24 protein-coding genes are annotated in these 26,109 nt (G+C 70.4%); 13 read left to right on the top strand and 11 right to left on the bottom strand.

Features of this window, described 5'->3' with window-relative positions:
* Positions 1-14 precede the first annotated feature (14 nt).
* Positions 15-728 carry a VTT domain-containing protein gene (locus ABZ707_RS19745; protein WP_360176195.1) on the top strand — a complete coding sequence of 238 codons (714 nt, stop codon included), beginning with the start codon at positions 15-17 and terminating at the stop codon, positions 726-728.
* Between the two features lie 58 nt (positions 729-786).
* Here the strand turns inward: ABZ707_RS19745 and ABZ707_RS19740 are convergent, their stop codons facing one another.
* Both ABZ707_RS19740 and ABZ707_RS19735 read right to left on the bottom strand, forming a co-directional pair.
* Positions 787-2,463 carry a threonine/serine exporter family protein gene (locus tag ABZ707_RS19740; protein ID WP_360176192.1) on the bottom strand — a complete coding sequence of 559 codons (1,677 nt, stop codon included), beginning with the start codon at positions 2,461-2,463 and terminating at the stop codon, positions 787-789.
* Between the two features lie 212 nt (positions 2,464-2,675).
* On the bottom strand, positions 2,676-3,170 hold the full coding sequence (locus ABZ707_RS19735; protein WP_319679733.1) for an inorganic diphosphatase: 495 nt from the start codon (positions 3,168-3,170) through the stop codon (positions 2,676-2,678).
* Positions 3,171-3,347: 177 nt separating this feature from the next.
* Here ABZ707_RS19735 and dacB point away from each other — a divergent pair, with 177 nt between their 5' ends.
* The 6 genes from dacB (at position 3,348) to folE (ending at position 10,824) form a co-directional block, all read left to right on the top strand.
* Positions 3,348-4,727: a D-alanyl-D-alanine carboxypeptidase/D-alanyl-D-alanine-endopeptidase gene (gene dacB / locus ABZ707_RS19730; protein ID WP_360176185.1), complete on the top strand. Its 1,380-nt coding sequence runs from the start codon at positions 3,348-3,350 to the stop codon at positions 4,725-4,727.
* Between the two features lie 151 nt (positions 4,728-4,878).
* Positions 4,879-6,009 carry a zinc-dependent metalloprotease gene (locus tag ABZ707_RS19725; RefSeq protein WP_360176182.1) on the top strand — a complete coding sequence of 377 codons (1,131 nt, stop codon included), beginning with the start codon at positions 4,879-4,881 and terminating at the stop codon, positions 6,007-6,009.
* A gap of 185 nt (positions 6,010-6,194) precedes the next feature.
* Complete coding sequence (gene tilS, locus ABZ707_RS19720; RefSeq protein ID WP_360176179.1) at positions 6,195-7,208, top strand: tRNA lysidine(34) synthetase TilS; 1,014 nt, start codon at positions 6,195-6,197, stop codon at positions 7,206-7,208.
* A 68-nt stretch (positions 7,209-7,276) separates the two neighbouring features.
* Positions 7,277-7,837 carry a hypoxanthine phosphoribosyltransferase gene (hpt, locus tag ABZ707_RS19715; RefSeq protein ID WP_030354476.1) on the top strand — a complete coding sequence of 187 codons (561 nt, stop codon included), beginning with the start codon at positions 7,277-7,279 and terminating at the stop codon, positions 7,835-7,837.
* A 241-nt stretch (positions 7,838-8,078) separates the two neighbouring features.
* The gene (ftsH, locus tag ABZ707_RS19710) at positions 8,079-10,106 is read left to right on the top strand and encodes an ATP-dependent zinc metalloprotease FtsH (RefSeq protein ID WP_360176175.1); all 2,028 of its coding nucleotides are present in this window, start codon (positions 8,079-8,081) and stop codon (positions 10,104-10,106) included.
* A 112-nt stretch (positions 10,107-10,218) separates the two neighbouring features.
* On the top strand, positions 10,219-10,824 hold the full coding sequence (gene folE / locus ABZ707_RS19705; protein ID WP_360176172.1) for a GTP cyclohydrolase I FolE: 606 nt from the start codon (positions 10,219-10,221) through the stop codon (positions 10,822-10,824).
* Between the two features lie 96 nt (positions 10,825-10,920).
* Here folE and ABZ707_RS19700 read toward each other — a convergent pair whose 3' ends face one another.
* From ABZ707_RS19700 to ABZ707_RS19675, 6 genes are all read right to left on the bottom strand, one after another.
* The gene (locus tag ABZ707_RS19700; protein ID WP_360176169.1) at positions 10,921-11,415 is read right to left on the bottom strand and encodes a DUF3180 domain-containing protein; all 495 of its coding nucleotides are present in this window, start codon (positions 11,413-11,415) and stop codon (positions 10,921-10,923) included.
* A gap of 189 nt (positions 11,416-11,604) precedes the next feature.
* Positions 11,605-12,201, bottom strand: a complete 597-nt coding sequence (folK, locus tag ABZ707_RS19695; RefSeq protein WP_360176166.1) for a 2-amino-4-hydroxy-6-hydroxymethyldihydropteridine diphosphokinase — start codon at positions 12,199-12,201, stop codon at positions 11,605-11,607.
* Positions 12,198-12,557, bottom strand: coding sequence for a dihydroneopterin aldolase (gene folB, locus ABZ707_RS19690; protein ID WP_360176163.1), 360 nt, complete (start codon positions 12,555-12,557; stop codon positions 12,198-12,200). The genes folK and folB overlap by 4 nt, the downstream gene beginning before the upstream one ends.
* Before the next feature lie 177 nt (positions 12,558-12,734).
* Positions 12,735-13,193 carry a nuclear transport factor 2 family protein gene (locus ABZ707_RS19685; protein ID WP_360176160.1) on the bottom strand — a complete coding sequence of 153 codons (459 nt, stop codon included), beginning with the start codon at positions 13,191-13,193 and terminating at the stop codon, positions 12,735-12,737.
* Positions 13,190-14,053 carry a dihydropteroate synthase gene (gene folP, locus ABZ707_RS19680; RefSeq protein ID WP_360176157.1) on the bottom strand — a complete coding sequence of 288 codons (864 nt, stop codon included), beginning with the start codon at positions 14,051-14,053 and terminating at the stop codon, positions 13,190-13,192. The genes ABZ707_RS19685 and folP overlap by 4 nt, the downstream gene beginning before the upstream one ends.
* Positions 14,054-14,198: 145 nt before the next feature.
* Entirely contained in the window at positions 14,199-16,088 is a 1,890-nt protein-coding gene (locus ABZ707_RS19675; RefSeq protein WP_360176154.1) for a phosphatidylglycerol lysyltransferase domain-containing protein, read from the bottom strand.
* A 147-nt stretch (positions 16,089-16,235) separates the two neighbouring features.
* Here ABZ707_RS19675 and ABZ707_RS19670 point away from each other — a divergent pair, with 147 nt between their 5' ends.
* Positions 16,236-17,348 (top strand): alpha/beta hydrolase-fold protein, encoded by a 1,113-nt coding sequence (locus ABZ707_RS19670; RefSeq protein WP_360176151.1) that lies wholly within the window; start codon positions 16,236-16,238, stop codon positions 17,346-17,348.
* On the opposite strand, the gene ABZ707_RS19665 is transcribed toward ABZ707_RS19670, so the two are convergent.
* Complete coding sequence (locus tag ABZ707_RS19665) at positions 17,341-18,507, bottom strand: betaine/proline/choline family ABC transporter ATP-binding protein (RefSeq protein WP_360176148.1); 1,167 nt, start codon at positions 18,505-18,507, stop codon at positions 17,341-17,343. The two genes, ABZ707_RS19670 and ABZ707_RS19665, sit on opposite strands and share 8 nt — an antisense overlap.
* A 154-nt stretch (positions 18,508-18,661) precedes the next feature.
* On the opposite strand from ABZ707_RS19665, the gene ABZ707_RS19660 reads away from it, so the two are divergent.
* The 4 genes from ABZ707_RS19660 (at position 18,662) to ABZ707_RS19645 (ending at position 22,433) form a co-directional block, all read left to right on the top strand.
* Complete coding sequence (locus tag ABZ707_RS19660) at positions 18,662-19,405, top strand: ABC transporter permease (protein WP_360176145.1); 744 nt, start codon at positions 18,662-18,664, stop codon at positions 19,403-19,405.
* A gap of 2 nt (positions 19,406-19,407) precedes the next feature.
* Complete coding sequence (locus ABZ707_RS19655; RefSeq protein ID WP_360176142.1) at positions 19,408-20,181, top strand: ABC transporter permease; 774 nt, start codon at positions 19,408-19,410, stop codon at positions 20,179-20,181.
* Positions 20,182-20,223: 42 nt separating this feature from the next.
* On the top strand, positions 20,224-21,192 hold the full coding sequence (locus ABZ707_RS19650) for an ABC transporter substrate-binding protein (RefSeq protein WP_360176139.1): 969 nt from the start codon (positions 20,224-20,226) through the stop codon (positions 21,190-21,192).
* Between the two features lie 167 nt (positions 21,193-21,359).
* Positions 21,360-22,433, top strand: a complete 1,074-nt coding sequence (locus ABZ707_RS19645) for a hypothetical protein (RefSeq protein ID WP_360176136.1) — start codon at positions 21,360-21,362, stop codon at positions 22,431-22,433.
* 86 nt (positions 22,434-22,519) lie between these two features.
* Here ABZ707_RS19645 and ABZ707_RS19640 read toward each other — a convergent pair whose 3' ends face one another.
* Together ABZ707_RS19640 and ABZ707_RS19635 are read right to left on the bottom strand one after the other, a co-directional pair.
* Positions 22,520-23,671 (bottom strand): NADH-quinone oxidoreductase subunit D, encoded by a 1,152-nt coding sequence (locus tag ABZ707_RS19640; RefSeq protein ID WP_360176133.1) that lies wholly within the window; start codon positions 23,669-23,671, stop codon positions 22,520-22,522.
* On the bottom strand, positions 23,668-24,678 hold the full coding sequence (locus ABZ707_RS19635; protein ID WP_360176780.1) for an SAM-dependent methyltransferase: 1,011 nt from the start codon (positions 24,676-24,678) through the stop codon (positions 23,668-23,670). Before ABZ707_RS19635 ends, ABZ707_RS19640 begins: the two co-directional genes overlap by 4 nt.
* A gap of 186 nt (positions 24,679-24,864) precedes the next feature.
* Between ABZ707_RS19635 and ABZ707_RS19630 the strand changes: the two genes are divergently transcribed.
* Complete coding sequence (locus ABZ707_RS19630; protein WP_360176130.1) at positions 24,865-26,064, top strand: sensor histidine kinase; 1,200 nt, start codon at positions 24,865-24,867, stop codon at positions 26,062-26,064.
* Positions 26,065-26,109 lie beyond the last annotated feature (45 nt).

The raw sequence follows: 26,109 nt of genomic DNA, 5'->3' as shown, positions 1-26,109 counted from the left end.
GGAGTCCGGAACCCGTGACCACCCTTGCGCTCGGCCCCAGCTGGCTGGATCCGGACTATCTGATCGGGACCTTCGGACTGATCGGTGTCCTGGTCATCGTCTTCGCCGAGTCCGGCCTCCTCATCGGCTTCTTCCTGCCGGGTGACTCCCTTCTCTTCACCACCGGCCTGCTGGTGACATCCGGCACGCTGAAGTCCCCGCTCTGGCTCGTCTGCACGCTGGTGGCGCTCGCGGCGATCATCGGTGACCAGGTCGGCTATCTCTTCGGCCGGAAGGTCGGCCCGTCGCTCTTCAAGCGGCCCGACTCCAAGCTCTTCAAGCAGGAGAACGTCGAGAAGGCGCACGAGTTCTTCGAGAAGTACGGCCCCAAGTCGCTGGTCCTGGCGCGCTTCGTGCCGGTCGTCCGGACGTTCACGCCGATCATCGCCGGTGTGAGCCGGATGAACTACCGGTCGTTCATCATCTTCAACATCGTCGGCGGCACGCTCTGGGGCGTGGGCGTCACCCTGCTGGGTGCCGCGCTGGGCAAGATCGAGTTCGTCCACAAGAACATCGAGATGATCCTGATCGCCATCGTGCTGATCTCGGTGCTGCCGATCGTGATCGAATTCCTGCGGGCGCGCTCCAAGTCCAAGAAGGCCGCGCGGACGGCGGACGGCGCCGACGGTACGTCCGTGTCCTCAGAGACCCCGCCCGGCGGCCCGCGCGGACGTCACGCCAAGCGCTGACCCGGGCGAATCCGGCGGGGCCGGTACCGGCCCCGCCGCGCGGCTCGCCGTACGGCTCTCAGAAACCGCGCGTCCGCTTCGCCGCCCGGCGGCTCGAAGCCCGGCCCGCGCCGGGCACCCTGAGGAACAGCCTGGAGATCTCGCCACCGAGATTCACCCCCACGGCGATGGCCAGGGCCAGCGCCGCGGCCTTGGAGAGCGACGCGAGCCCGCGGTCCAGATTGTTCTGCGCGATGCCCAGCAGGCCGAAGTACGTCGGGGATCCCGGCAGCAGCGGCCCGATCGCGGCCGTGACGTACGGCAGCGCCGACGCGAACTGGTAGCGCGAGAAGAGCTGCCCGAAGAGCCCCACCAGACCGGCCGCGACCGCCGTCGCGGCCACCGGCGAGATGTCGCCCGTGTCATGCATCGCCGCGTAGACCGTCCAGGCGACGCCGCCGTTGAGGGACACCATCAGCACCGTCGAACGCTCCTGCTGGAGCAGGATCGCGAAGGCGAAACTCAGCACCACCGCGGCGAGGATCTGCACCACGGGCCGTTCGGCGGTGTGCAGGGCCGCGTCCGGATTGAGCTGCGCGTCGAGCTGCACACCCAGATAGAGCACGATCAGCACGCCGATGACGATCGCGATGAAGAAGTACATGACTTCCAGCAGCCGGGCGGACGCGGTGATGTAGTAGCCCGTCAGACCGTCCTGCACACCGGCCACCAGGGCCCGTCCCGGCAGCAGCGCGAAGAGCCCGCCGGTGATCACCGCCGAGGGCCGCACCTCCCACTGCGCGGCGGCGCTCAGCAGCGTCAGCGCCACTCCCATCCCGGCGGGCGGCATCGCGGCCACCACGAACTGATAGAACTCCGGCATCCCGCGGCCGGCGAACACCCATGCCAGCCGGTCCCCGAGCATCGCGCCGAGTGCCGCGGCCACGAACACCACCAGGCCACCACCGACCAGCACGGAGGCGGACCCGGCCAGGACCCCGCTCGCCACCGTCAGCGCCCATCCGGGATACGGATGCCGGTTGCGGCGGATCTCCGCCAGCCGCCGGTACGCCTCCTCCAGGGTGACGTCCGTGTCCTCGGTGGTGATGTCGTCGATGAGCCGGTAGACGGCGGACAGCCGGGTGTAGTCGGTGCCCCGCCTGCGTACCGTCCGGCTGGCGGTCACCGGGTCCTCGACCAGCGACGGCTGATGGGAGATCGACAGCAGGGTGAAGGTGACGTTCGGCTCGCAGCGGTCCAGCCCGTACGCCCGGCTGACCGCGAACATCGCGGCCTCGACGTCCTCGGCGCCCTCGCCGCCGGCCAGCAGCAGCTCACCGATACGCAGCGTCAGGTCGAGCACCCGGGGCACCGCGGGCCCCTCGTCGTCGTGCCGCTGCACCGGCTCCGGCACCGGGCGTTCGCCGACCGGCATCCGCAACAGCGTGCGCATCCGGTCCTGCCAGGGGGCCTCGTTGGTCAGCCCGGCCAGAGGGACGCCATGGGCGGGAGTGAACGCGGGAGGCGACAGCCGGGAGGGGTGGCCGGTCCGCGCGCCGCCCGGTGACTCGAACGCCGACCTCTCGGTCTCCGCCGACGGCTCCGCGTTCAGCCCGTCCGGGACCGCGAACTCCGACGTCGGCCGGTCGTCCTCGGGGACCGGGGGCCGCTCCACCCCGAGCGGGGGAGTGAACGCGCTGTGTGCCTCGTCCGACAGCGGCTTGCGGTCCTCAACACCGTGCGGCTCGGCGACCACTGTTCACGTCCTCACTCCCTGCTGTGCCGGCCCCGTCAGTCATCCGCCCCGATCAGCGGTCCGTGCGATCGATCTTCGTCCGGGTCCGCGTCTGCCCAGTATGGGCACGGACATGGGCGGGCACCCACACGGACGACGGGCGGCCCACCCTCCGGGAAGGGTGCGCCGCCCGTCGTCCGTCCGGCTGTCCGCCGGTCATACGCGGTACGCGCTCAGTGCGCGTTGCCCTGTGCCTCAAGGCGCTTGTACGAGGCCTCGATCTCGGCCTCGGCCTCGGCGCGGCCGACCCAGTCGGCGCCCTCGACGGACTTGCCGGGCTCCAGGTCCTTGTAGACCTCGAAGAAGTGCTGGATCTCCAGGCGGTCGAACTCCGAGACATGGTGGATGTCACGCAGGTGCTCCACCCGGGGGTCGGACGCCGGGACACACAGCAGCTTGTCGTCGCCGCCGGCCTCGTCCGTCATCCGGAACATGCCGATGGCGCGGCACTTGATGAGGCAGCCCGGGAAGGTCGGCTCGTCCAGGATGACCAGCGCGTCCAGCGGGTCGCCGTCCTCGCCGAGGGTGTTCTCGACGAAGCCGTAGTCGGCCGGGTAGCTGGTCGAGGTGAAGAGACGACGGTCAAGTCGGATCCGACCGGTCTCGTGGTCCACCTCATACTTGTTCCGCGAACCCTTAGGGATCTCGATGGTGACGTCGAACTCCACGGGAGGCTCCTCCATGATCAACACATATGTCCGGTGATGCTGCGTCTCCGTGGAGAAGGACCCCCCGGACCCCGGCCTGACAGGCCCGCTGCCGACCGGGGTGCCATGCTCGTGGCAAGGCGCAGTGATTAAGTGTCCCCCACGCAGCTGTGTGATCGCGAAAGGGGCTGTTCAGCCGTGCTTGAGCCGAAAGTGTGGCAGCTCACGGCAGGTGCCGTCGTTGTCGGTCTGACGCTCGCCGCCGGCGCGGTGGCCGCGGCCGGCCCGTGGGACTCCGGCCAGCGTAGGGCCGAGCGGCAGTGGGCGGCAGTCCAGAGCCGCACGGGTGGCGCACATCACGACACGGCGGCCCCCGGCGCCCCGGACGCCGCTCCCAGCGCGCCCGCGGTGCTCGCCGCGGTCGGCGTTCCCGGCACCGCGCCCGCCGGGCTCGGCAAGAAGCTCGGCCCGCTCCTGGACAGCCCCGCGCTCGGCCGTACCCGTACGGCCTCGGTCGTCGATGTCGCGACGGGCAAGGAGCTGTACGGCAAGAGCGCCGGGACCCCGATGACACCGGCCTCCACGGTCAAGATCGCGATCATGGTCGCGGCGCTCTCCGCACTCGGCCCCGACCACCGCATCGCCACCACGGTCGTGGCGGCCCGGGACAGCCGGGCGGTCACCCTGGTCGGCGGCGGCGACGCCACACTCGACGCGACTGGACTGCGCGCCCTGGCCGACGACACCGCGCGGGCCCTGCGCGACCGGGGTGTCACCACCGTCAAGGTCGGCTACGACGTCTCCCTCTACTCGGGACCGCGTCTGCATCCCATCGGACCCAACGACAACATCGCCCCCGTCACCGCGCTGATGTCGGGACAGGGCCGTCTCGACAAGTCCACCCGGGGGCCCGCGCCCCGCAGCGGCGACCCGGCGGGTGACGCCGCCGACGCCTTCGCCGGGCTGCTGCGCGACCGCGGCATCAAGACGTCCGCCGCCTCCGCTCCGCACCGGCCCGCGAACGGCTCCAAGCCCGTCGCCAGGACGTACTCGCGCCCCCTCGCCGCCCTGGTCGAACGGGCGTTGACCGACAGCGACAACGACACGGCGGAGGCCCTGGCCCGCCAGACCGCCATCGCGGCGGGCGAACCCGCGAGCTTCGCCGGCGCGGAACGGGCCGTCACCGCGCGGCTCAAGAAGCTCAAACTGCCGCTCGGCGGGGCCCGCTTCGCGGACGGCAGCGGTCTCGACCGCAAGGACAGGGCCAGCGCGGCGCTGCTCACCGCGCTGCTGGCGCGCGCCGCCGACCCGGCCAGGCCCGAGCTGCGTTCCGTCCTCACCGGGCTGCCGGTCGCCGGATTCAGCGGCACCCTCCAGAGCCGGTACGCGGACGCCGCGCCCGCCACCGGACTCGTCCGGGCCAAGACCGGCACGCTCACCGGGGTGAACACGCTCGCCGGTACGGTCGTCGACACCAGAGGACGGCTGCTGGCGTTCGCCTTCATGGCCGGAGCCACCCCCGCGCCCGACGCCGCCCAGGCGGCCCTGGACCGGCTCTCCGCGGCCCTCGTTCCCTGACGTTCCCTGACGGCCCACCGCGCCCGGGGCCGCTCCGGGGGCTTCCGCCGCATGGCTCCGGGCCGCCCGGGGCGCCCGGAGGACGGGACGGGACGGGAACAGGGCCGTCGCCACCACTCCGCATCCCGGGCCGACCACGTACGGTTGACGCATGACGAGCATCGGTGGTGCCGAGATGGTCGACTGGAATCTCGCGGTGGCGACCGCGACCCGGCTGGTACGGCCCGGTCCTGAAGTGACCAGGGACGAGGCGCGCGAGATCGTCGCCGAGCTGCGACGGCACGCCAAGTCCTCGGAGCTGCACGTCCGCGGCTACACGCGGATGATCCCCGAGGGCCACCGGCCCCAGGACACCCCGGTCCTGATCGTCGACCGGGCCGGCTGGGTGAAGGCGAACGTCGCGGGCTTCCGCGAACTGCTCAAGCCGCTCTTCGAGAAGATGCAGGAACGCCGCTCGGCCACGCCGGGCGGCGCCGTGCTCGGAGCGGTCGGCGGCAAGGTGACCGGCGTGGAGCTGGGCATGCTGCTGTCCTTCATGGCGTCCCGGGTGCTCGGCCAGTACGAGACATTCGCGCCCGCGGGCGGCGATCTCCCGTCCGCCGGGACCGGCGGCGGCCGGCTCCTTCTCGTCGCGCCCAACATCGTGCACGTCGAGCGCGAACTGGACGTCGACCCGCACGACTTCCGGCTCTGGGTCGCACTCCACGAGGAGACCCACCGCACGCAGTTCACCGGTGTGCCGTGGCTGCGGGACCATCTGCGGGGCGAAATCCAGTCATTCCTCGACGAGACAGATGTCGATCCGATGACCGTGCTCGAACGCCTTCGCGAGGCCGCCCAGTCGCTCTCCGGGGGCCGTCCCGAGGGCGAGGAGGACGAGAAGGGCCGGAGCATCGTCGAACTGGTGCAGACCCCGGGCCAGCGCGAGGTCCTGGGCCGGCTGACCGCCGTGATGTCCCTGCTCGAAGGCCACGCCGATTATGTGATGGACGGGGTGGGGCCCCAGGTCGTGCCCACGGTCGCCGAGATCCGGGAGAAGTTCCAGCAGCGCAGGGCCCGCGGCGCCAGCCGTCTCGACCAGGCGCTGCGCAAGCTCCTCGGGCTGGACGCCAAGCTGCGCCAGTACCGCGACGGGGAGCGTTTTGTACGGGCCGTGGTCGAGGAGGTCGGCATGGACGGCTTCAACCGCGTCTGGACCTCGCCCAACACCCTCCCGACCAAGGCGGAGATCGCCAAACCGGCGGACTGGATCGCGCGGGTGCACCGCAAGGCGGATTCCTGAGCGGGTTCCGGCCGGGGCGGAAGAGCGCCGGAGGTATCACCCATCCGAGGGACCGTGAGTGAGGGATAGGCGTGCAATGCTCGGGTAATGGCTCGGTTCTGTCACCATCGACGCACTCTGAGTGACGCTCCCCGTCCTGACTCCGACCGAGGCACCCCCAAAAAACATCACGAAGGGCACCGGATATGGGTCCCCATCCTGCGGTCGCGGCGATACGCCTGGCGGTACGCCGCGTACTCCACGACATCCTCACCGAGCGTTCCGAGACGCCCCCCGCCTCCGGCGGGCAGCCGCTCGTGCTGGTCGCCTGCTCCGGCGGCGCCGATTCCATGGCGCTCGCCTCCGCACTGGCCTTCGAAGCCCCCAGACTCTCCGTGCTGGCCGGCGCCGTCACCGTCGACCACGGCCTGCAGGCCGGCTCCGAGCTCCGCGCCGCCGAGGTCGTCGCCCGGCTCGGAGCCATGCGGCTCGACCCCGTCGAGTCCGTCGCCGTGACCGTGGGCCGGGAGGGCGGGCCCGAGGCGGCCGCCCGCGACGCCCGCTACACCGCTCTCGACGCCGCCGCGGAGCGCCACCGTGCCGCCGCGGTGCTGCTCGGGCACACCCGCGACGACCAGGCCGAGACCGTGCTGCTGGGGCTCGCGCGCGGCTCCGGCACGCGCTCCCTGGCCGGGATGGCGGCCGTCTCGGGACCGGCCGGCCGCTACCGCCGCCCCTTCCTCCAGCTCGACCGGCAGACCGCCCGCAAGGCATGCCTGGTCCAGTCGATCCCGGTCTGGGACGACCCGCACAACGCCGACCCCGCGTACACCCGCTCGCGGTTGCGGCACGAGGGCCTGCCCGCCCTGGAGAAGGCGCTCGGCAAGGGCGTCGTGGAGGCCCTGGCCCGTACGGCCCAGCTCTCCCGCGACGACGCCGACGCCCTGGACGCCTGGGCCACCGAGGCGGACAGCCGCGTACGGGACGGCGCGGGGCAGCTCGAGTGCGCCAAGCTGTACGCGCTGCCGCCCGCGGTCCGCCGCAGAGTGCTGCGGCGCGCGCTCATCGCTGCGGGCGCCCCCGCGGGTTCCCTGTTCGCCCGGCACATCGAAGAGGTCGACCGCCTGATCACGGGCTGGCGCGGCCAGGGAGCCATCAACCTGCCCGGCCGCGTGGAGGCCAGGAGGCAGGGTGGCAGACTGGTCGTCCGGCAGGGCTGAAGCGCTCAAGCACTACGGCTGTGTCTCCCGGGCCACAAGCCCCGGACCCCTGGCCGACAACGAAAGTGATGCGGGTGGACGACAAGGACATGGGCAACGACCTCCAGTCGGTGCTCATCACCAAAGAAGAGATCGACGCGAAGCTGGCCGAACTGGCCGCGAAGATCGATGCGGAGTACGCGGGCAAGGATCTGCTTCTCGTCGGGGTCCTCAAGGGCGCCGTGATGGTCATGGCGGACCTGGCGCGCGCGCTGTCCACCCCCGTGACGATGGACTGGATGGCCGTCTCCTCCTACGGGGCCGGCACCCAGTCCTCCGGCGTGGTCCGGATCCTCAAGGACCTGGACACCGACATCAAGGGCAAGCACGTCCTGATCGTCGAGGACATTATCGACTCGGGTCTGACCCTGTCGTGGCTGCTCTCGAATCTCGGTTCCCGGGAGCCGGCCTCGCTGGAGGTCTGCACTCTGCTCCGCAAGCCGGATGCCGCGAAGGTCGCGATCGACGTCAAGTGGATCGGCTTTGACATTCCGAATGAGTTTGTCGTCGGATATGGCCTGGATTACTCGGAGAAGTACCGCAACATGCCTTTTGTCGGCACGCTCGCGCCGCACGTCTACGGCGGCTGAGCGTGTCGGTGCCCCGGAAGCCCCGTGGGCGCCCGCGCGGAGCGGCGAAGTCTCCGGGAAAGGCTTCGCCGCGACGGGAACCCCAGCACCCCTCCCGGCGTTGGAGCATGGGAAGACGGGTTTGTCGCCAGTCCACTGCGGTCGCGGGTGACAATGCTGGGGTACCGTCCCAAGAACAGTCTTTTCTCATAGCAGCATTTACCTACGGGCAGGAGGGACGGGGCGTTTTCGCTCCGTATGGATGGACGTGAAGCGATACTTCCGTGGGCCGGTCATGTGGATCGTGCTGGCCGTCCTCGCCGTGGTCGTGTTGATGCAGGTCGTCGGCTCGTCGGGCGGCTACAAGACGGTGGACACCGGTCAGGTTGTCCAGGCGATCGACAAGAACCGCGCCGAACAGGTCAAACTGACCACCGGCGACGAACAGATCATCAAGGTCGACCTCAAGGACGGCCAGAAGATCAATGGCAGCGACAAGATCCAGGCCAGCTACATCGGTGACCAGGGCGCCAATCTGGCCTCGACGCTGCAGACGAAGTTCCAGAACGGCGACATCACCAAGGGATACACGGTCTCGCCGTCGAAGCAGAGCCCGTTCGTATCGGTGCTGCTTTCGCTGCTGCCCTTCGTCCTGATCGTCGTGGTCTTCCTGTTCCTGATGAATCAGATGCAGGGCGGCGGCTCCCGGGTCATGCAGTTCGGGAAGTCCAAGGCCAAGCTGATCACCAAGGACACCCCCAAGACGACCTTCGCCGATGTGGCGGGGTCCGACGAGGCGGTCGAGGAGCTCCACGAGATCAAGGAGTTCCTCCAGGAGCCGGCGAAGTTCCAGGCCGTCGGCGCCAAGATCCCGAAGGGTGTGCTGCTCTACGGTCCGCCCGGTACGGGCAAGACGCTGCTCGCCCGTGCTGTCGCGGGTGAGGCCGGGGTCCCGTTCTACTCGATCTCCGGTTCCGACTTCGTCGAGATGTTCGTCGGTGTTGGTGCCTCCCGCGTGCGTGACCTCTTCGAGCAGGCCAAGGCGAACGCCCCGGCGATCGTCTTCGTCGACGAGATCGACGCCGTCGGCCGGCACCGCGGTGCGGGTCTCGGCGGCGGCCACGACGAGCGCGAGCAGACGCTGAACCAGCTCCTTGTGGAGATGGACGGTTTCGACGTCAAGGGCGGCGTCATTCTGATCGCCGCCACCAACCGGCCGGACATCCTCGACCCGGCGCTGCTGCGCCCGGGCCGGTTCGACCGGCAGATCGCCGTCGACCGCCCGGACATGCAGGGCCGGCTGGAGATCCTCAAGGTCCACCAGAAGGGCAAGCCGGTCGCCCCGGACGTGGACCTGGGTGCCGTCGCCCGCCGTACGCCCGGTTTCACCGGCGCGGATCTGGCGAACGTGCTGAATGAAGCCGCGCTCCTAACGGCGCGCAGCGACAAGAAGCTGATCGACAATCACTCGCTGGACGAGGCGATCGACCGCGTCGTGGCGGGCCCGCAGAAGCGGACCCGGATCATGTCCGAGAAGGAAAAGAAGATCACGGCGTATCACGAGGGCGGCCACGCCCTCGTCGCGGCCGCGTCTCCGAACTCCGACCCGGTGCACAAGATCACGATCCTGTCGCGCGGCCGGGCCCTGGGGTACACCATGGTCCTGCCCGACGAGGACAAGTACTCGACCACGCGTAACGAGATGCTCGACCAGCTCGCGTACATGCTGGGCGGGCGGGCGGCCGAGGAACTGGTCTTCCACGACCCGACCACGGGCGCGGCCAACGACATCGAGAAGGCCACGGCCACCGCGCGGGCGATGGTCACGCAGTACGGCATGACCGAGCGGCTGGGCGCGATCAAGTTCGGCGGTGACAACACCGAGCCGTTCCTGGGCCGTGAGATGGCGCACCAGCGCGACTACTCGGAAGAGGTCGCGGCGCTGGTCGACGAAGAGGTCAAGAAGCTCATCGAGACCGCGCACAACGAGGCCTGGGAGATCCTCGTCGAGAACCGCGACGTTCTCGACAACCTGGTCCTCGCGCTCCTGGAGAAGGAAACCCTCAACAAGGAGCAGATCGCCGAGATCTTCTCGACGATCGTCAAGCGTCCGTCCCGTCCGGCGTGGACCGGTTCGTCGCGTCGTACACCGTCGACGCGGCCGCCGGTGCTCTCGCCCAAGGAGCTGTCGCTGACGAATGGCGCGATCAATTCGAACGGCGGGCTGCCCGGGGTGACAAACGGCGACGCGGGTACCGAGTCGCTGCCCGAGGACCGTCCCGAGAGCTGATCCCGGGCGCCTCACCTGGCCCGGAATGGATGCCGCGCCTCCCAGGTTTTAGCCTGTGGGGGCGCGGCATTCGTATGCCCGCCCAGAAGGACGGCACAGGAACGAGGCACATATGACCGACCCGGTGACGCTGGACGGCGAAGGCCCGATCCGTGAATTCGACGAGAAGCGGGCCGAGAACGCCGTCCGCGAGCTCCTGATCGCGGTGGGGGAGGATCCGGACCGTGAGGGACTCCGAGCGACCCCCGGCCGGGTGGCGCGCGCGTACAAGGAGATATTCGCCGGTCTGTGGCAGACACCGGAGGACGTGCTGACCACGACGTTCGATCTCGGCCACGACGAGATGGTCCTGGTGAAGGACATCGAGGTGATGTCCTCCTGCGAGCACCACCTCGTACCGTTCGTCGGGGTCGCGCACGTCGGCTACATCCCGTCGGCCGACGGCAAGATCACCGGGCTGTCGAAGCTGGCCCGGCTGGTGGACGTCTACGCGCGCAGGCCCCAGGTGCAGGAGCGGCTGACGACGCAGATCGCCGACTCCCTGATGCAGATCCTGGAGCCGCGCGGGGTGATCGTGGTTCTGGAGTGCGAGCACATGTGCATGACGATGCGCGGTGTCCGAAAGCCGGGAGCGAAGACGATCACGTCGGCGGTGCGCGGTCAGATGCGGGACGCCGCGACGCGTGCCGAGGCGATGAGTCTGATCCTCGCCCGCTGACACCTGGTCAGCGAGGACCCGCGACGCACCGGCCGGCCGTCACCGAGGTGGCGGCCGGCCGGCGTATGCCGTGGTGGCTGTCGGACGGGACGGCTGTCAGACGGGACCCGCGGGGGCCGCGCCGCTCTTGTCGTCGTCCGAGTCGTCGGGCAGTTTGCAGACGCGTTCCAGGAAGAAGGCCGCCACGATCACGGCGATGCCCGCCAGCACCGAGAAGCCGGCGTAGATGGCCTGGTCGCGGCGGGCGGGGATGTCGAGGGAGCCGAGCAGGAAGACGCCCGTGCCGCCGTACACGCCGGAGACCAGCGCCGCGACCAGCGCGCTGGCCTGGCCGAAAACCACCGCGCGCGCGGCCATCAGCGGATCCACGCCCTTGGCGTCCTGACGCCGTTCCCGCTGGGCCCGCAGCCGGGAGCGCAGCGAGAGCGCGGTGGCGGTGAGGATGACGGCGATCACCGCGAGGACGATGGGCGCGGCGAGCGGCACACTCGGCAGCGTGCCCATGGAGTCCCACAGCCGGGCACCGGCCCAGGAGAGCACCCCGGCCACCACGAACAGGCCGGCCAGCACGCCGATCCTCAACTGCTTCACCGAGAAAGCCGCCCTTCGCCTCGCTGTACCGGCCGGCGCCGTACCGGCATGTGCTGTACCCGTATCGATGTGTCCTGCGTCATCGCTGTCCGCCGCGTCGTTCCGTGCCGGGTGGACCTCTGTCGCGGCGGTCCGTACCGCGCGGGCCGGCCGGCGGTCACCGCCGTACCGACCCGCAGAGCCTAACGACTACTCGGGCAGGCGGAGTTCCAGGTCGCCCCGGGGGTGGACACCGCCCTGGCCGACATCGGCCAGCAGTTCGGCCACGGGACCGTGGCCCGGCACCTGCGCCTCCGGATCGACGTCGTGCCACGGGGCGAGGACGAAGGCGCGCTGATGGGCCCGGGGGTGCGGCAGGGTGAGCAGCGGGTCGTCCGAGACGACGTCCGCGTAGGCCAGGATGTCGACGTCGATGGTGCGCGGTCCCCAGCGCTCGTCGCGGACCCGGTCGAAGGCCTCCTCGATGGCCTGGCCGCGCTCCAGCAGGGAGGACGGCGGCAGCGTCGTCTTGATCACGACGACCGCGTTGAAGTACGACGGCTGGGTGCCGGGTTCGACGCCCCAGGGCTCGGTCTCGTACACCGGGGAGACCGCTTTGACGCGCAGGCCCGGCGTGTCCTCCAGGGCGTCGATGGCGCCCTGGAGCGTCTCCAGCCGGTTGCCGAGATTGGAACCGAGGGAGACCACGGCCCGTTGGGGATTGGAGAGGGTCACATCCGCGGCGTCCACCTGCGCGACCACGGAGGCGGGCACCGGCTGGACGGTCGGGTCGCTCTGTGTGTTCATACTCGGCTCCGGGTGATGGTGACGGTCACATCGTCGAAGGGCACGGTGATCGGGGCGTCGGGTTTGTGGACGATCACCTCGACCTCGTGGACGCCGTCGTGCTTGAGACACTGCTGGGCGATGCGTTCCGCCAGCGTTTCGATGAGATCGACGGGCTCTCCCTGGACGATGTCCACGACCTCCTCGGCCACGACCCCGTAATGCACGGTCTTCGCCAGGTCGTCGGCGGCGGCCGCGGGGCGGGTGTCGAGGCCGAGCACCAGATCTACGATGAAGGTCTGACCCTCTTCGCGCTCCCGGGGGAAGACGCCATGGTGCCCGCGGGCCTTGAGGCCGCGCAGCGCGACACGATCCACGCGAATCACTCCTGCTGTCGTTGGTCGTCGGGGCACCCGGCTGTCGACGGGCGGCCCGGTGCCCTCTTCGAATCTACCTGCGGGCTCCGGTGCTGCTCTTCTGTGGGGGCCATGGGGGGTGGGGCTGCTGGTAGCCGCCCCTACCCCGGGGCTCCGCGGAACAATCACCCGGGTCGCTCACTCGGGAGTCTCGTCGTCCGTTTCCTCGGTGGTTTCGGCCAGTACGGGTGAACCGTGGTGCGACCAGAGTTTCCAGCCCTCCGGCGTGCGCCGGAAGACATTGCTGGCGACCACGAGCTGGCCGACCAGCGGCCCCAGCTCGCCGCCGTTCTCGGCCGGTCCGCCGCTGAGGATGTTCTCCGTGCAGGTCACCAGGGCGGTGTCGGCGGAGACGGACACCACCACATCGGTGAGAAAGAACTGGATGTACTCGGTGTTCGCCATGATCAGGGCGTACGAGCGCAGCACCTCGCCCCGGCCGGTGAGCACGGGCCAGCCGGGGTGGACACAGGAGACCCCGGACTCCTCGCCGTCCAGCCAGAGTCCGGACAGCGAATCCAGGTCACCGCGCTCCACGGCCTCGTAGAAGGTGGTGTTGGCCAGCTCGACCTGCTCGTTGTCCGTCAGCGCGGTCACCGGCCGGCGCCCTCGACCGCGCGCGCCACCCGTACGGCGTCCGCCGTCGCCCGTACCTCGTGGACCCGGACCGCCCAGGCGCCCTGATGGGCGGCGATCGCGGAGACCGCCGCGGTGGCCGCGTCGCGTTCGCGGGCGGGCGGCGGGGAGCCCTCGCCGCCCGCGAGGACCCGGCCGAGGAAGCGTTTGCGGGAGGCGGCGACCAGCAGCGGGCGGCCCAGGTCGCGCAGGTCGGCCAGGTGGGCGAGGAGGGCGAGGTCGTGTTCGGCCTGCTTGGCGAAGCCGAGGCCCGGGTCGATGACCAGGCGCTCGGGCGCGATTCCGCCGGCGACGACGGCGTCGATCCGTTCGCGCAGCTCGGCCACGACCTCCGCGACGACGTCCGTGTAGACCGCGCGGCTGTTCATCTCCTGGCTGAAACCGCGCCAGTGCATCACCACGAACGGCACCCCGGCGGCGGCGACGGTGGGCACCATGGCAGGGTCGGCGAGGCCGCCGCTCACGTCGTTCACCAGGACGGCGCCGGCCGCGACCGCGCGCTCGGCGACGGCGGCGCGCATGGTGTCGACGGAGACCGTGACGCCTTCGGCCGCCAGCCCCCGCACGACCGGTACGACCCGTCTCAGTTCCTCGTCCTCGTCGACCCGGGAGGCACCCGGACGAGTGGACTCGCCGCCGACGTCGACCAGGTCGGCGCCCTCGGTGACCAGGTCGAGGCCGTGTTTGACGGCGGCGGTGGTGTCGAACCAGCGGCCGCCGTCGGAGAAGGAGTCGGGCGTCACATTGACGACGCCCATGACCGCACACCGGTCCCACTCCGGCAGGCCCTCGACCGTGCCGCGTCCGCGCAACGTACTCATACGCCCACCCTAGGGCCTGCTTTACGGATACCGCCGGGCCCGGCACGCCCTCGCCGGGACCGGACGCGGATCCCCGGGGCGGGTATTTCCGGCCGTGGTCACTACCCCCGCGGGTGACCGGCGGCGCGGTGACCGGCGTGCGTGCTCAGGACAGCCGGGCGGTACGGACCTCGCGGTCGCCGGAGGACCGGCCGAGGTGCGCGCACGGACGCGGGCGGCGGCCCCGCCCGACGCGGGGCAGGGACATCGTCACAAAGCCCTCCGCCCGCATCGCCGCGTAGCCGATCCTGGGCAGTTCGCGGGGGCTCCGGAAGATTACGTAACGCGGCTCCCAGCGTGGCCGGAACTTGGCGTTGAAGCGGTACAGCGATTCGATCTGGAACCAGCGGGAGAGGAAGACCAGCAGGCCCCGCCAGCAGCGCAGCACCGGCCCCGCGCCCAGCCGTTCACCACGGGCGAGGGCCGAGCGGAATATCGCGAAGTTGAGCGAGACCCGCGCCACACCCAGGCCGGGGGCGGCGCCCAGGGCGGCGACGATCAGCAGCTCGTTCATCCCGGGGTCGGCGGAGCGGTCGCGGCGCATCAGATCGAGCGACATGCCGTCGGTCCCCCACGGGACGAAGTGGAGGACGGCCCTCAGGTCGCCGTACGGGCCGGGCGCGTCCTCGCCCGGCCCGTGCGCGGTGGCGATCACCGAATCGCCGTCGGCCGGGTCGCCGATCCGGCCGAGAGCCATGGAGAAACCCCGTTCCGTATCGGTGCCGCGCCAGTCTGCGGCGGCCCGCCGGATCCGTTCCAGCTCGGCCCCGGAGAGGTCACGGACGCGCCTTACCCGTGTTTCGTAGCCACCGCGCTCGATGCGCTTCACCATCTGGCGTACGTTCCGCATGGCGCGTCCGTGCAGGGAGAAATCCGGCACATCCACCACCGCCTCGTCACCCAGCTCCAGCGCGTCGAGTCCCGTCTCGCGCGTCCAGACCTCGCCGCCGGTTTCGCTGCAGCCCATCACGGCCGGGGTCCAGGAATGAGCGGCGGCCTCGTCCATGAACCGTTCGATGGCGCCGGGCCAGGCCTCGACATCGCCGATGGGGTCGCCGCTGGCGAGCATCACCCCGGCGACGACGCGGTAGCAGACGGCGGCCTTGCCGCTGGGAGAGAACACGACGCCCTTGTCGCGGCGGAGGGCGAAATGGCCGAGGGAGTCCCGGCCGCCGTGCCGGGCCAGCAGGGCGCGCAGCCGCCGCTCGTCCTCCTCGGTGAGGCGGGCCGCCGGGTGTTCGGGCCGCAGGGCGAGACGGATGGTGGTGAGGGCGGTGAGCAGGCCGAGCGCGCCGAGGGAGTCACCGACGACGCCGTCGGCGCCGCCGCTGTAGCCGACGGGGCCCGCCATGCCGAAGAGGCCGTACAGCACATGTTCGAGCCGGTCCGTCAGACCCGGGCTGCCGACGGTGCGGTGGGGGTGCGCGCTGACGATGACCAGGCCGAGTCCGATGGATCCCGCGCCCATCAGGACGAAGTTCGCCAGGGCCCGCCAGCGGCTGCGCGGATCGGGCAGGGCCGCGAACTCCCCGCGATGGCGCAGCAGAAGGGCGAGCAGGACGGCCGAGAGCACGGCGCCGAGGAGTGAGTGCCGGTAGCCGAACTGCGCCACGGCGCCCGCCGGCAGCAGCACGACGGCCGCGCGCCAGGCGCGTCGTTTACGGCGTTTGAGGCCATGGGCGAGCAACAGCAGGAGGACGCCGGCGCTCAGCGAGAGCGCGGCGGCGAAGGGGCCGAGCGCTCCGGGCAGCACCTCGGCGAGGCTGTGCATCCGGCTGTGGCGGAAGCGGGGGAAGACACCGGCGGCGATGTCGATCAGACCGATGAAAGTGCAGGCGGTGCCGACCAGCGAGGGGACGGACTCGGCCCGGGGGCCGTGGAACAGACGCTGTGTCCGGAGAAGCAGACGGCGTGTCAGCCGGACCGGCGATATCCCCGGTGACAAGGCCGAAACAGGAACCGATGACGATTTATCCCCATCTAGCGTCACAGACATCGCTTCCCGTGGCTCGGTGAGAGATCGTGGTGCCCGAGTCCGCTTCTTCTTCTCGGCTCCGGACATTTTGCGATCTCTAGGACGGGGCTTTCGAGAAGTGGGTTCCTCAGCCTGCAGGGAAATCTCACGGGAGAAAACTCGGTCGACATGGGTCTTACCAGTCGTAAAGTCCTGGCCTTGGCTGTACTGCTGGCCGCGCTGCTGTTCTTCGCCACCATCTGGTTGTGGCCGCGGCTGTCCCGGCGTACGTCACGCGCGGTGTTCGGCCGGGTCGGCCTGCTGTTCGCCACCCAACTGGCCGTCTTCGCCGCCGTCGGCCTCGCCGCCAACCACTCGTTTCTCTTCTACGGTTCCTGGGCCGACCTCTTCGGACGGCAGCAGGATCTCGGCGCGGTCATGGACCACTCGACCGTCGGCAGACAGCTCAAGATCGTGGAGAAGCAGCGGTCGCCGGTGCCGGGCGGCTCGCGGCCGATGGCCGGGGGCCAGATCCAGAAGGTCGTCGTCGGCGGCCGGAAGTCGGGGATCGACAGCACCGCGTTCGTCTATCTGCCGCCCGAGTACTTCCGGCCGGAGTACGCGCGCAAGACCTTCCCGGCCTCCGTGGTGCTCACCGGTTATCCGGGCACGGCGGAGAACCTGATCACGGGTCTCCGCTATCCGAAGACGGCCTGGGAACTCTCCAGGCAGGGCAGGATGCAGCCGATGATCCTGGTGATGCTCAGGCCCACGGTGGTGCCGCCGCGGGACACCGAGTGTGTGGACGTGCCCGGTGGTCCGCAGACCGAGACCTTCTTCGCCAAGGATCTGCCCAGCGCGGTGTCGGGGGCGTACCGGGTCGGGGTGGCCCCGCGGAACTGGGGCTTCATCGGCAACTCCACCGGCGGTTACTGCGCGCTGAAGATCGCCCTGCACCACCCGGACCGGTTCTCGGCGGCGGCCGGTCTCTCCGCGTACTACAAGGCGGCCGTCGACCCGACGACCGGTGATCTCTTCCGCGGCAACCGCGATCTGCGGAACCGGGCCGATCTGATGTGGAGTCTGGACCATCTGCCCCAGGGCGCGTCGTCCCTCCTTGTGACCAGTTCCAGAAAGGGCGAGGGGAATCTCAAGGCCACGCGGAAGTTCATCGACAAGGTGAAGGCGCCCGCGAAGGTGTCCTCGATCATCCTGGACAGCGGCGGGCACAACTTCAACACCTGGCGACGGGAGGTCTCTCCGGTCCTGGAGTGGATGGGCGGCAGGCTCCGGCCTAACTGACCTGGCTGACGCTCTCCAGCTCGACCTCGGTACGGGGGATGGCCTGGGCGTCCGCGTCGATCGACCGGCGCAGCGCCTCGTGCAGCCGGGCCGGGGTGAGGACCCCGAGGAACCGCCCGGTCTCCTCCTTGTCGATCACCGCGATCCAGCCGGCGTCGTGCTGGAGCATGGTGGCGAACGCCTGCTTGAGGGAGGCGCCGACGGGCAGCCACGCCTCCATCCGGCGGGCGTGTTCGCGTACGGTCCCCGACGAGGCGGTCTGCTCGGTGGAGATCCATCCGTGCAGATTGTCCTGGGAGTCCAGGACGACGGCCCAGCGCGCGCCCTCCTCGGCGAGCTTCGCCGCGGCGTTCCGCAGCGGGTCGTCGAGATGGAGGACGGGCGGCTGTTCGAGGTCGCCCTCCTCGATGGGGGTGACGGAGAGCCGCTTGAGGCCGCGGTCGGCACCGACGAAGTCGGCGACATACGGAGTGGCCGGGGCGCCGAGCACGGCGGCCGGCGCGTCGAACTGTTCGATAGTGCCCTGCCCGTAGACGGCGATCCGGTCGCCGAGCCGGACGGCCTCCTCGATGTCGTGCGTGACGAACAGCACAGTCTTGCGGACCGCGGCCTGGAGCCGGAGGAACTCGCTCTGGAGGTGCTCGCGCACGACGGGGTCGACCGCGCCGAAGGGCTCGTCCATCAGCAGCACGGGCGGGTCGGCGGCCAGGGCGCGGGCCACGCCGACGCGCTGGCGCTGGCCGCCGGAGAGCTGCTCCGGGTAGCGGTCGCCGTAGACGGACGGGTCGAGTCCGACCAGGTCGAGGAGTTCGGCGGCGCGCTCGCGGCCCTTGCGCCGCTGCCAGCCGAGCAGGTGGGGGACGGTCGCGGTGTTCTCCAGGACCGTTTTGTGTGGGAAAAGTCCTACTTGCTGGATGACGTAGCCGATGCGGCGCCGGAGCTGGACCGGATCGACGGCGGAGATGTCCTCGCCGTCGAGGAATATTCGCCCGCCGGTCGGCTCGATGAGGCGGTTGACCATTTTCATGGTGGTGGTCTTGCCGCAGCCGGACGGTCCGACGAGCGTGACCAGTTCGCCCTGGGACACCTCGAAGGAGAGGTCGTCGACGGCGGTCGTGCCGTCCGGGTACCTCTTGGTGACGTGCTCGAATCGGATCATGATTCCCCATTGTGGGCCGTGTTGTGTGAAGGCCATGTTGCTGGAATGTGGCGGGCTTCCGCGAATGTCAGTGCTCGGGGTTAGGGTCGCGAGGCAAAGGTTTCAGACATGAGTTCCAGACATACGTCCGGGAAGACGGGGGAGGTGGGGACGGATGAACACGCGAGGATGCCTGGCGGCGAACGACTGGATCTGCGGGGAATACCTCCGCTCCCGGGCCCAGGAGCTCACCGACGCCACGATCCAGCATGTGTGGATCACCGCGATCTCGGTCGCCATCGGGCTGCTGGTCGCTTTTCCGCTGGCCCTGCTGGCGCGGAGCAGGCCCTCTTTCGCCGGGCCGGTGCTCGGTCTGACGACGCTGCTCTACACGATTCCCTCGCTGGCGATGTTCTCGCTGCTGCTGCCGCTCTTCGGGCTGTCGGCCGGTCTTGTGATCACCGGCCTGGTGCTGTATTCGCTCACCATTCTGGTGCGGAACATCATCGCGGGGCTGGAATCCGTGCCGGAGGAGGCGCGGGAGGCGGCCCGCGGGATGGGATACGGGCCGGGGCGGCTGCTCTGGGAGGTCGAGCTGCCGCTGGCGCTGCCCGCGCTCATGGCCGGCCTGCGGATAGCGACGGTGTCGACGATCGCCCTGACGACGGTCGGTTCGATCGTCGGCCGGGGCGGGCTCGGCAATCTCATCGAGGACGCGCTGCCGAGTTTCTTCAAGGCCCAGGTGCTGACGGCGTCCGTGCTCTGTGTCCTGCTGGCGGTCGTCGCGGACCTGCTGCTCCTCGGGGTGCAGCGGCTGCTGACGCCCTGGACCCGCATACGTGCGACGCGCACCCCGCGCCGTAAGGCACCCGGGGCCGGTGCGGCCGGCCCGGTCGACGCTGCGAAGGCGGTGAGCTGACCATGGGTGTCCTGGGAGAAGCCTGGAGCTGGCTGACGACCGGCGCCAACTGGTCCGGTGACAGCGGCGTGTGGCACCGGCTCGGAGAGCATGTCTACGTCAGCGGTGTCGCCCTCGCGCTGGCCTGCGCGGTCGCGCTGCCCGTGGCCCTCTGGCTGGGGCATGTGGGCAAGGGCGGGGCGCTCGCCATCAATATCTCCAATGTGGGCCGGGCGATCCCGGTCTTCGCGGTGCTGGCCCTCTTCATGGTCTCGCCGCTGCGCAACGCGGGCTATGTGCCCACGATCATCGCCCTGGTGCTCTTCGCCGTTCCGCCGCTGCTGACCAACGCCTATGTCGGGATGCGCGGGGTCGACAGCGCGGTGGTGGAGGCCGCCCGGGGAATGGGCATGTCCGGACGGCAGCTTTTCCTGCGGGTGGAACTGCCTCTCGCCTATCCGCTGATCATGACCGGACTCAGGTCGGCCTCCGTCCAGGTGGTGGCCACGGCCACGATCGCGGCGATGGTGGGCCAGGGCGGCCTGGGCCGGATCATCACGGCGGGCTTCAACACGTACAACACTCCGCAGGTGGTCGCGGGCGCGCTGCTTGTCGCGCTGCTCGCGCTGCTCGTCGAGGGGGTCCTGGTGGCGCTGGACCGGATGATCGATCCGGCTCCGTCCATCGCCTCGGGCCCCTCGGGACCGTCCGGTGTCACCGGTGTCACCGATGTGTCCGGCGCGTCCGGTGCCGGGAACCCCTCCGGCGGCACGCCCTCCTCCCGTACGACCGTGTGACGACCGACCCCCTTTTCTTCCCTCTTGGAGATGGTGAACCTCATGAGCAAGACCTCGCGCATCGCGGGTGCGGTCCTCGGAGCGGTGGCTCTGACCGCTTCGCTGGCCGCGTGCGGCGGCGACAGCCTGGAGAAGGACAAGGGCGGCTCGGCCGCCGCGTCCGGCTCCGGTGACAAGGGCACGCTGGTGATCGGCGCGGCGGCCTTCACGGAGTCCAAGGTGCTGGCGGAGCTGTACTCCCAGATCCTCGGCGACGCCGGATACTCCACGTCCGTCACCACGGTGAAGAACCGTGAGCTGTACGAACCCTCCCTGGAGAAGGGCGAGATCGACGTCGTACCGGAATACGCCGCGACGATCACGGAATTCCTCAATGCCAAGGTGAACGGCGCCGACGCGAAGCCCCTCGCGTCCAGCGACGCGGCCGCCACGGTCAACGAGCTGAAGAAGCTCGCCGAGCCGCGCGGGCTGAAGGTGCTGCCGGTCGGCCAGGCCGTCGACCAGAATGCCTTCGCGGTCACCAAGGAATTCGCGGAGAAGAACAACCTCAAGACGCTTTCTGATCTTGGTGCTTCGAAGATCAAGGTCAAGATCGCCGCAGGTGACGAGTGCGAGGTGCGGCCGTTCTGCGTGCCGGGCCTGAAGAAGACCTACGGCATCAATGTGACGGGCATCGACCCCAAGGGCGTCGGCACCCCGCAGGCCAAGCAGGCCGTCAAGGACGGTGTGGACCAGGTGGTCCTCAGCACCACGACCGACGGCACGCTGGACAGTTTCGGACTCGTCGTGCTTGAGGACGACAAGAAGCTCCAGAACGCCGACAACGTCCTTCCGGTGGTCAATGCCAAGGACGCCGGTTCGCAGGAGATAGCCGATGTCCTGGGCAAGCTGACCGCCGCCCTGACAACGGACGATCTCGCGAAGCTGAACCTCAAGGTCGACGCCGAGCGCGCCAAGCCCGAGGACGTCGCCAAGGAGTATCTGGAGTCCAAAGGTCTGGTCAAGAAGTAGCCGTCCGGCGGCGTCGAGAGCCTGACAAGACCCACTCGGACAACACTCAGACAAAACGGAGTTCCGCAGAGGAACGGGAGAAGAAAGGGAGGGGAGTCGGCAACGGGCCGGGAAAGATTGTCCGACCGGCCCCCCATATGGCCCCCACGCACGGTAAATTTCAGGCCATGCCACGTGGACGCCACCGCCATTCCCCACCCCTCCACAAGCTTCTGCCGCCGACATCGGTCGCCGGAGCCGCGGTTCTCTGTGCCGCGGGCGCCTGGGTCTTCACGGATCCCGTGGTGCTCCGCGGTCTGGTCGCCGTGACGGGCGCCGTGGCCGTCACCGGCGCGGTCTTCATGCGCAGTTGGGACCGGAGCGCGGGCCGCCGCGTGGCCGAGCTGACGCGCGGGCGCGAGAGCGACCAGTGGCGGACCGAGGAGCGCGTCGCCGAGCTCGAGGCCGATGTCGAGGAGTCGCGCGAGCTGCGCCGCAAGCTCGAAGGCAAACTGCGCGCGAAGCGGGCCGAGCTGGCCGGACTGCGGGGCGAACACGCCGCGCTGCTGCGGCGGTACGCCACGGCGGAGACGGAGCGGGCGACCGCGCTGGAGGGCCGGCGCCGGCTCGCCCTGGAGGCTGCCGGCGAGTCCAGGGCGCTGCCCGCCGCGGGCGGTACGGCCATGGAATCGGCGTACGCCGACGCCGCGCGGGCGCTGGACAGCCTGCCCCGCAACGCCGCGGCGCAGCAGGCGAAGCGCACCGTGGAGGCCGCCCGCGAGCGTGATCTCGCCGAGCGGGCCGCGGAGGCGGAGGAGCCACAGGGGAAGCACGCGGCGGCCGCTGGAGGAGAGCAGCACAGCCGTCCTTCGTCCACTCTCCCCGCGACACGGGTGCCCGTCGCGTCCGCGATCGTCCCTTACTCCCCGGAGCGACGCCCGGTGCGCCGGCCGGAGGGCGGGTTCGACTTCTTCGGTACGCAGGCCGCGCAGAGCGCGCCGCAGGACGCCGAGGACGACCGGGGCCAGGGCCAGGCCGCCGAGCGGGACACGACGGTCACCGGTGCCGAAGAGGCCGCGCCGGGCGCCCCGTTGGCGGGCGTGGAGGAGCGCGAGGACCTCGCGGACGTGGTCGGGGAGGAAGTCCTCGCCGAGCGCCGCAGGGCCGACGGCCGCGCCGTGGGACAGGTGATCGATCTGACCGTGCACGACGAGACCGAGCCGCTCGAACTGGGCGGACTGCGCGACGCGATCAGTTCCTGACGCGAGCGGTGGCGGGCGGGGGCCGGGCCTCCGCCCGCCATTGCCGGTACGGCGGCGGGCGGTTGCCGCCCGGGGGCCGGAATCCCTTACTTGTCGATGTCGCCGACGACGAAGAACAGCGATCCCAGGATCGCCACCATGTCCGCGACCTGCGTCCCGGGCAGCAACTCCGTCAGCGCCTGGATGTTGTTGAACGAGGCGGAACGGAGCTTCAGCCGGTACGGCGTCTTCTCGCCCTTCGAGACCAGGTAGTAGCCGTTGATGCCGAGCGGATTCTCGGTCCAGGCGTAGGTGTGGCCCTCGGGCGCCTTCAGCACCTTCGGCAGCCGCTGGTTGATCGGCCCGGGCGGGAGCTCCGCGATCCGGTCCAGACAGGCGTCCGCCAGCGCCAGCGCGTTGTGCGTCTGCTCCAGCAGGCACTCGAAACGCGCCAGGCAGTCACCGTCCTCGCGGGTGACGACCGTCAGCGTGTCCCGCAGCTCGCCGTACGCCAGATACGGCTCGTCGCGGCGCAGGTCGAAGTCGACTCCGGAGGCACGGGCGATGGGCCCGGACACGCCATAGGCATGGACCGCGTCCCGGGACAGCACACCCACGCCGCGGGTACGGCCCCGGAAGATCTCATTGCCGAGGACCAGCCGGTCGTACACGTCCATCCGCGAACGCACCTCGGCGACCGCGTGCCTGGCCCGGCCCTGCCAGCCCGCCGGGAGGTCCTCCTTGAGACCGCCGACCCGGTTGAACATGTAGTGCATCCGGCCGCCGGAGATCTCCTCCATCACGCTCTGCAGCTCCTCGCGCTCCCGGAAGGCGTGGAACACCGGGGTGATACCGCCCAGTTCGAGCGGATAGGAGCCCAGGAACATCAGATGGTTGAGCACGCGGTTCAACTCGGCGAGCAGTGTCCTGGTCCAGACGGCGCGCTCGGGCACCTCCATGCCGAGCATCCGTTCCACGGCCAGCACCACACCCAGCTCGTTGGAGAACGCCGACAGCCAGTCGTGGCGGTTGGCGAGCATCACGATCTGCCGGTAGTCCCGTGCCTCGAAGAGCTTCTCGGCGCCCCGGTGCATATAGCCGATGACCGGCTCGGCCTGCCGGATGACCTCTCCGTCGAGCACCAGACGGAGGCGGAGCACACCGTGGGTGGAGGGGTGCTGGGGCCCGATGTTGAGCACCATGTCGGTGCTCTCCGCCGCGCCGCCGATGCCGACCGTCGTCCGGGTGGTCTCCGTCATGGGCGACAGTCTCTCAGAGCGGTGCCGGGGTCGTCGCGAGCGGTGCCGGGGTCCCGGGCGGCGCTCGCGGGCGTTCCGGGAGGAGCGATGAGGTCCGGCAGGGCGACACCGACGGGCTGCGCCAGCCAGCCGAAGTCGCCGAGCCCGCCACGAGCCGTCAGCTCACCGGCCTCGCCCGCCGCCGCGAGCGCCCGGAGATACGCGGCCGGGTCGGCGGCGGCGAGGGACAGCGGCGGCCGGCCGCCGCTCACGCCCAGGCGGTGCAGCGCCTCGCGCTGGACGGTCAGTTCCGCGCCCGGCAGCGCACAGGAGTCCAGCGCCACATGGGAGGTGAGATCACAGCTTCCGTCCGGCACGGGACGTACCTCCCGGCCCGCCCGGAAACCGGTGAGCGTGCCGAAGGGCGGCCGGGCGTCGCGTGTATGGGCGTAGTCGACAGCGACCGCGAGCCCGCGCTCCAGGGTCGCGACGGCGGCGGTCCACGCCTCGTCGCGGGGGCGGCCGATTTCCGCTCTGCTGCCCGGTCCCGCGGAGGGCCACCAGCGGGCGAGCCACTCCGCGTCCGGCCCGTCGACCGGAACACCCAGCTCCTCGGTGCCGTCCGGCCGGACGAGGACATACCGCACGACCCCGTCGGGATCCGTCTCGGCGATGTCCACGGGGACGTTGTCCAGCCATTCGTTGGCGAAGAGCAGTCCGCTGACCCCGGCCGGCGGCTCCGCGCGCCATGCGATACGCGGGTCGAGACCGGGCGGACGGGGCGCGCGCTCGACGGCGTACGGCCGCACCACCAGCCCGTCCGGCAGCGCGGCCAGGACTCCGGTCAGCAGCTCGCCCCGGCCCGCGCCGATGTCCACGAACGCCACCTCGTCCGTGCCCAGCGACCGGGCGGTGCCGGCCAGCAGCCGGGCGACGGCGGCGGCGAAGAGCGGAGAGGCGTGCACCGAGGTGCGGAAATGCCCGGCGGGTCCCTCCGGGCGCAGATAGAAACCGCCGGGGCCGTACAGCGCCGCCTCCGCCGCCTGGCGCCACCGGCGCGCGGCGGAGCCCTGCCCTCTGCCCCGTGCCCCCGCCGGCCTACACGTCTCATCCGCCACGGCGTCAAGTCTCCACCTTGGGGAGTACGCTTCCGCCGACCGGATCGGCCCTCCGGTTGACCCTCCGCCCTTTTCCGCCTCCCTACGCTGGGTTACGTGCAGCTCTTCTACGACTTCCTCCGCAGACACCCGACGGGCGTCGACAGCTTCTGGGCTGTCCTGCTCTTCGGGTTCTCGCTGCTGTGGGCGATCGAGGAGAACACCGGTGTGGGACCGCGACTGGTGGCCCTGGCCGTCGTCATGCTGCTCAGCCTGTCCGTGGCGCTGCGCCGGCTGGCTCCGGAGAAGACGCTGCTGCTCGTGGCGGCCCTGGGCGCGGCGCAGGTCGTGCTGGACGTCAAGGTCAACCCGGCCGACTTCGCGATGCTGGTCGTCATCTATACCGTGGCCGCGCAGGGCGGCCCACGCTGGGCGTCCCTGCTCGCCCTGATAGGCGGAATGTTCGCCGCGCCGATATCGCAGGTGCGCTGGCCCGTGGACGAGGCCAGCACCGCGGGACGGATCTTCTTCACCGTCGTCATGAGCGTGCCGTTCGTGCTCGCGTGGGTGCTGGGCGACTCCATGCGCACCCGCCGCGCCTACTTCAGCCAGTTGGAGGAGCGCGCCACCCGGCTGGAGAAGGAGCGCGAGGCGCAGGCCAAGGTGGCGGTCGCCGCCGAACGCGCCCGGATCGCCCGGGAGCTGCACGACGTCGTCGCGCACAATGTCTCGGTGATGGTGGTGCAGGCGGACGGCGCTGCCTATGTGCTGGACGCCGCGCCCGACCAGGCCAAGCAGGCCCTGGAGACCATTTCGCACACCGGCCGGCTGGCCCTCGCTGAGATGCGCCGGCTGCTGGGCGTGCTGCGCACCGGCGACGCCAAGGAGACCGGCGAGTATGTGCCCCAGCCCGATGTCGGGCAGATAGAGGACCTGGTCGAGCAGGTGCGCCGGGCCGGTCTCGCCGTGGACTTCAAGATCGAGGGCACCCCGAGGCCGCTGCCCAGCGGGGTCGAGCTGACCGCGTACCGCATCGTGCAGGAGGCCCTCACCAACAGCCGTAAGCACGGCGGCCCGGACGTCGGGGCGAGTGTGCGGCTGGTCTACTTCGACGACGGGCTCGGACTGCTTGTCGAGGACGACGGCCGGGGGGCGTCCCACGAGCTGTACGAGGACGGCGGGGCCGACGGCCGCGGCCATGGGCTCATCGGTATGCGGGAGCGCATCGGCATGGTCGGCGGAACGCTGGACGCCGGACCGCGGCCCGGCGGCGGCTTCCGGATCAGCGCGCTGCTGCCGCTGAAGCCCGCACACTGAGGGCCGTCCCGTCATCCCCGGCGGGCTCGCTGATCCACCAGGGAT

It is taken from the genome of Streptomyces sp. NPDC006923, assembly GCF_040635655.1.
In the GTDB taxonomy this organism is placed as follows: domain Bacteria; phylum Actinomycetota; class Actinomycetes; order Streptomycetales; family Streptomycetaceae; genus Streptomyces.
Note: the sequence above shows the minus strand (reverse complement) of the source record. Positions and strands in the feature narration are given on the sequence as shown.

Coding starts and splice junctions, on each gene's coding strand:
- ABZ707_RS19725 (WP_360176182.1), top strand. CDS start 4,879: ATGACGAGCATCGGTGGTGCCGAGATGGTCGACTGGAATCTCGCGGTG.
- tilS (WP_360176179.1), top strand. CDS start 6,195: ATGGGTCCCCATCCTGCGGTCGCGGCGATACGCCTGGCGGTACGCCGC.
- hpt (WP_030354476.1), top strand. CDS start 7,277: ATGCGGGTGGACGACAAGGACATGGGCAACGACCTCCAGTCGGTGCTC.
- ftsH (WP_360176175.1), top strand. CDS start 8,079: ATGGACGTGAAGCGATACTTCCGTGGGCCGGTCATGTGGATCGTGCTG.
- folE (WP_360176172.1), top strand. CDS start 10,219: ATGACCGACCCGGTGACGCTGGACGGCGAAGGCCCGATCCGTGAATTC.
- folK (WP_360176166.1), bottom strand. CDS start 12,201: ATGAACACACAGAGCGACCCGACCGTCCAGCCGGTGCCCGCCTCCGTG.
- folP (WP_360176157.1), bottom strand. CDS start 14,053: ATGAGTACGTTGCGCGGACGCGGCACGGTCGAGGGCCTGCCGGAGTGG.
- ABZ707_RS19675 (WP_360176154.1), bottom strand. CDS start 16,088: ATGTCTGTGACGCTAGATGGGGATAAATCGTCATCGGTTCCTGTTTCG.
- ABZ707_RS19670 (WP_360176151.1), top strand. CDS start 16,236: ATGGGTCTTACCAGTCGTAAAGTCCTGGCCTTGGCTGTACTGCTGGCC.
- ABZ707_RS19665 (WP_360176148.1), bottom strand. CDS start 18,507: ATGATCCGATTCGAGCACGTCACCAAGAGGTACCCGGACGGCACGACC.
- ABZ707_RS19660 (WP_360176145.1), top strand. CDS start 18,662: ATGAACACGCGAGGATGCCTGGCGGCGAACGACTGGATCTGCGGGGAA.
- ABZ707_RS19655 (WP_360176142.1), top strand. CDS start 19,408: ATGGGTGTCCTGGGAGAAGCCTGGAGCTGGCTGACGACCGGCGCCAAC.
- ABZ707_RS19650 (WP_360176139.1), top strand. CDS start 20,224: ATGAGCAAGACCTCGCGCATCGCGGGTGCGGTCCTCGGAGCGGTGGCT.
- ABZ707_RS19645 (WP_360176136.1), top strand. CDS start 21,360: ATGCCACGTGGACGCCACCGCCATTCCCCACCCCTCCACAAGCTTCTG.
- ABZ707_RS19640 (WP_360176133.1), bottom strand. CDS start 23,671: ATGACGGAGACCACCCGGACGACGGTCGGCATCGGCGGCGCGGCGGAG.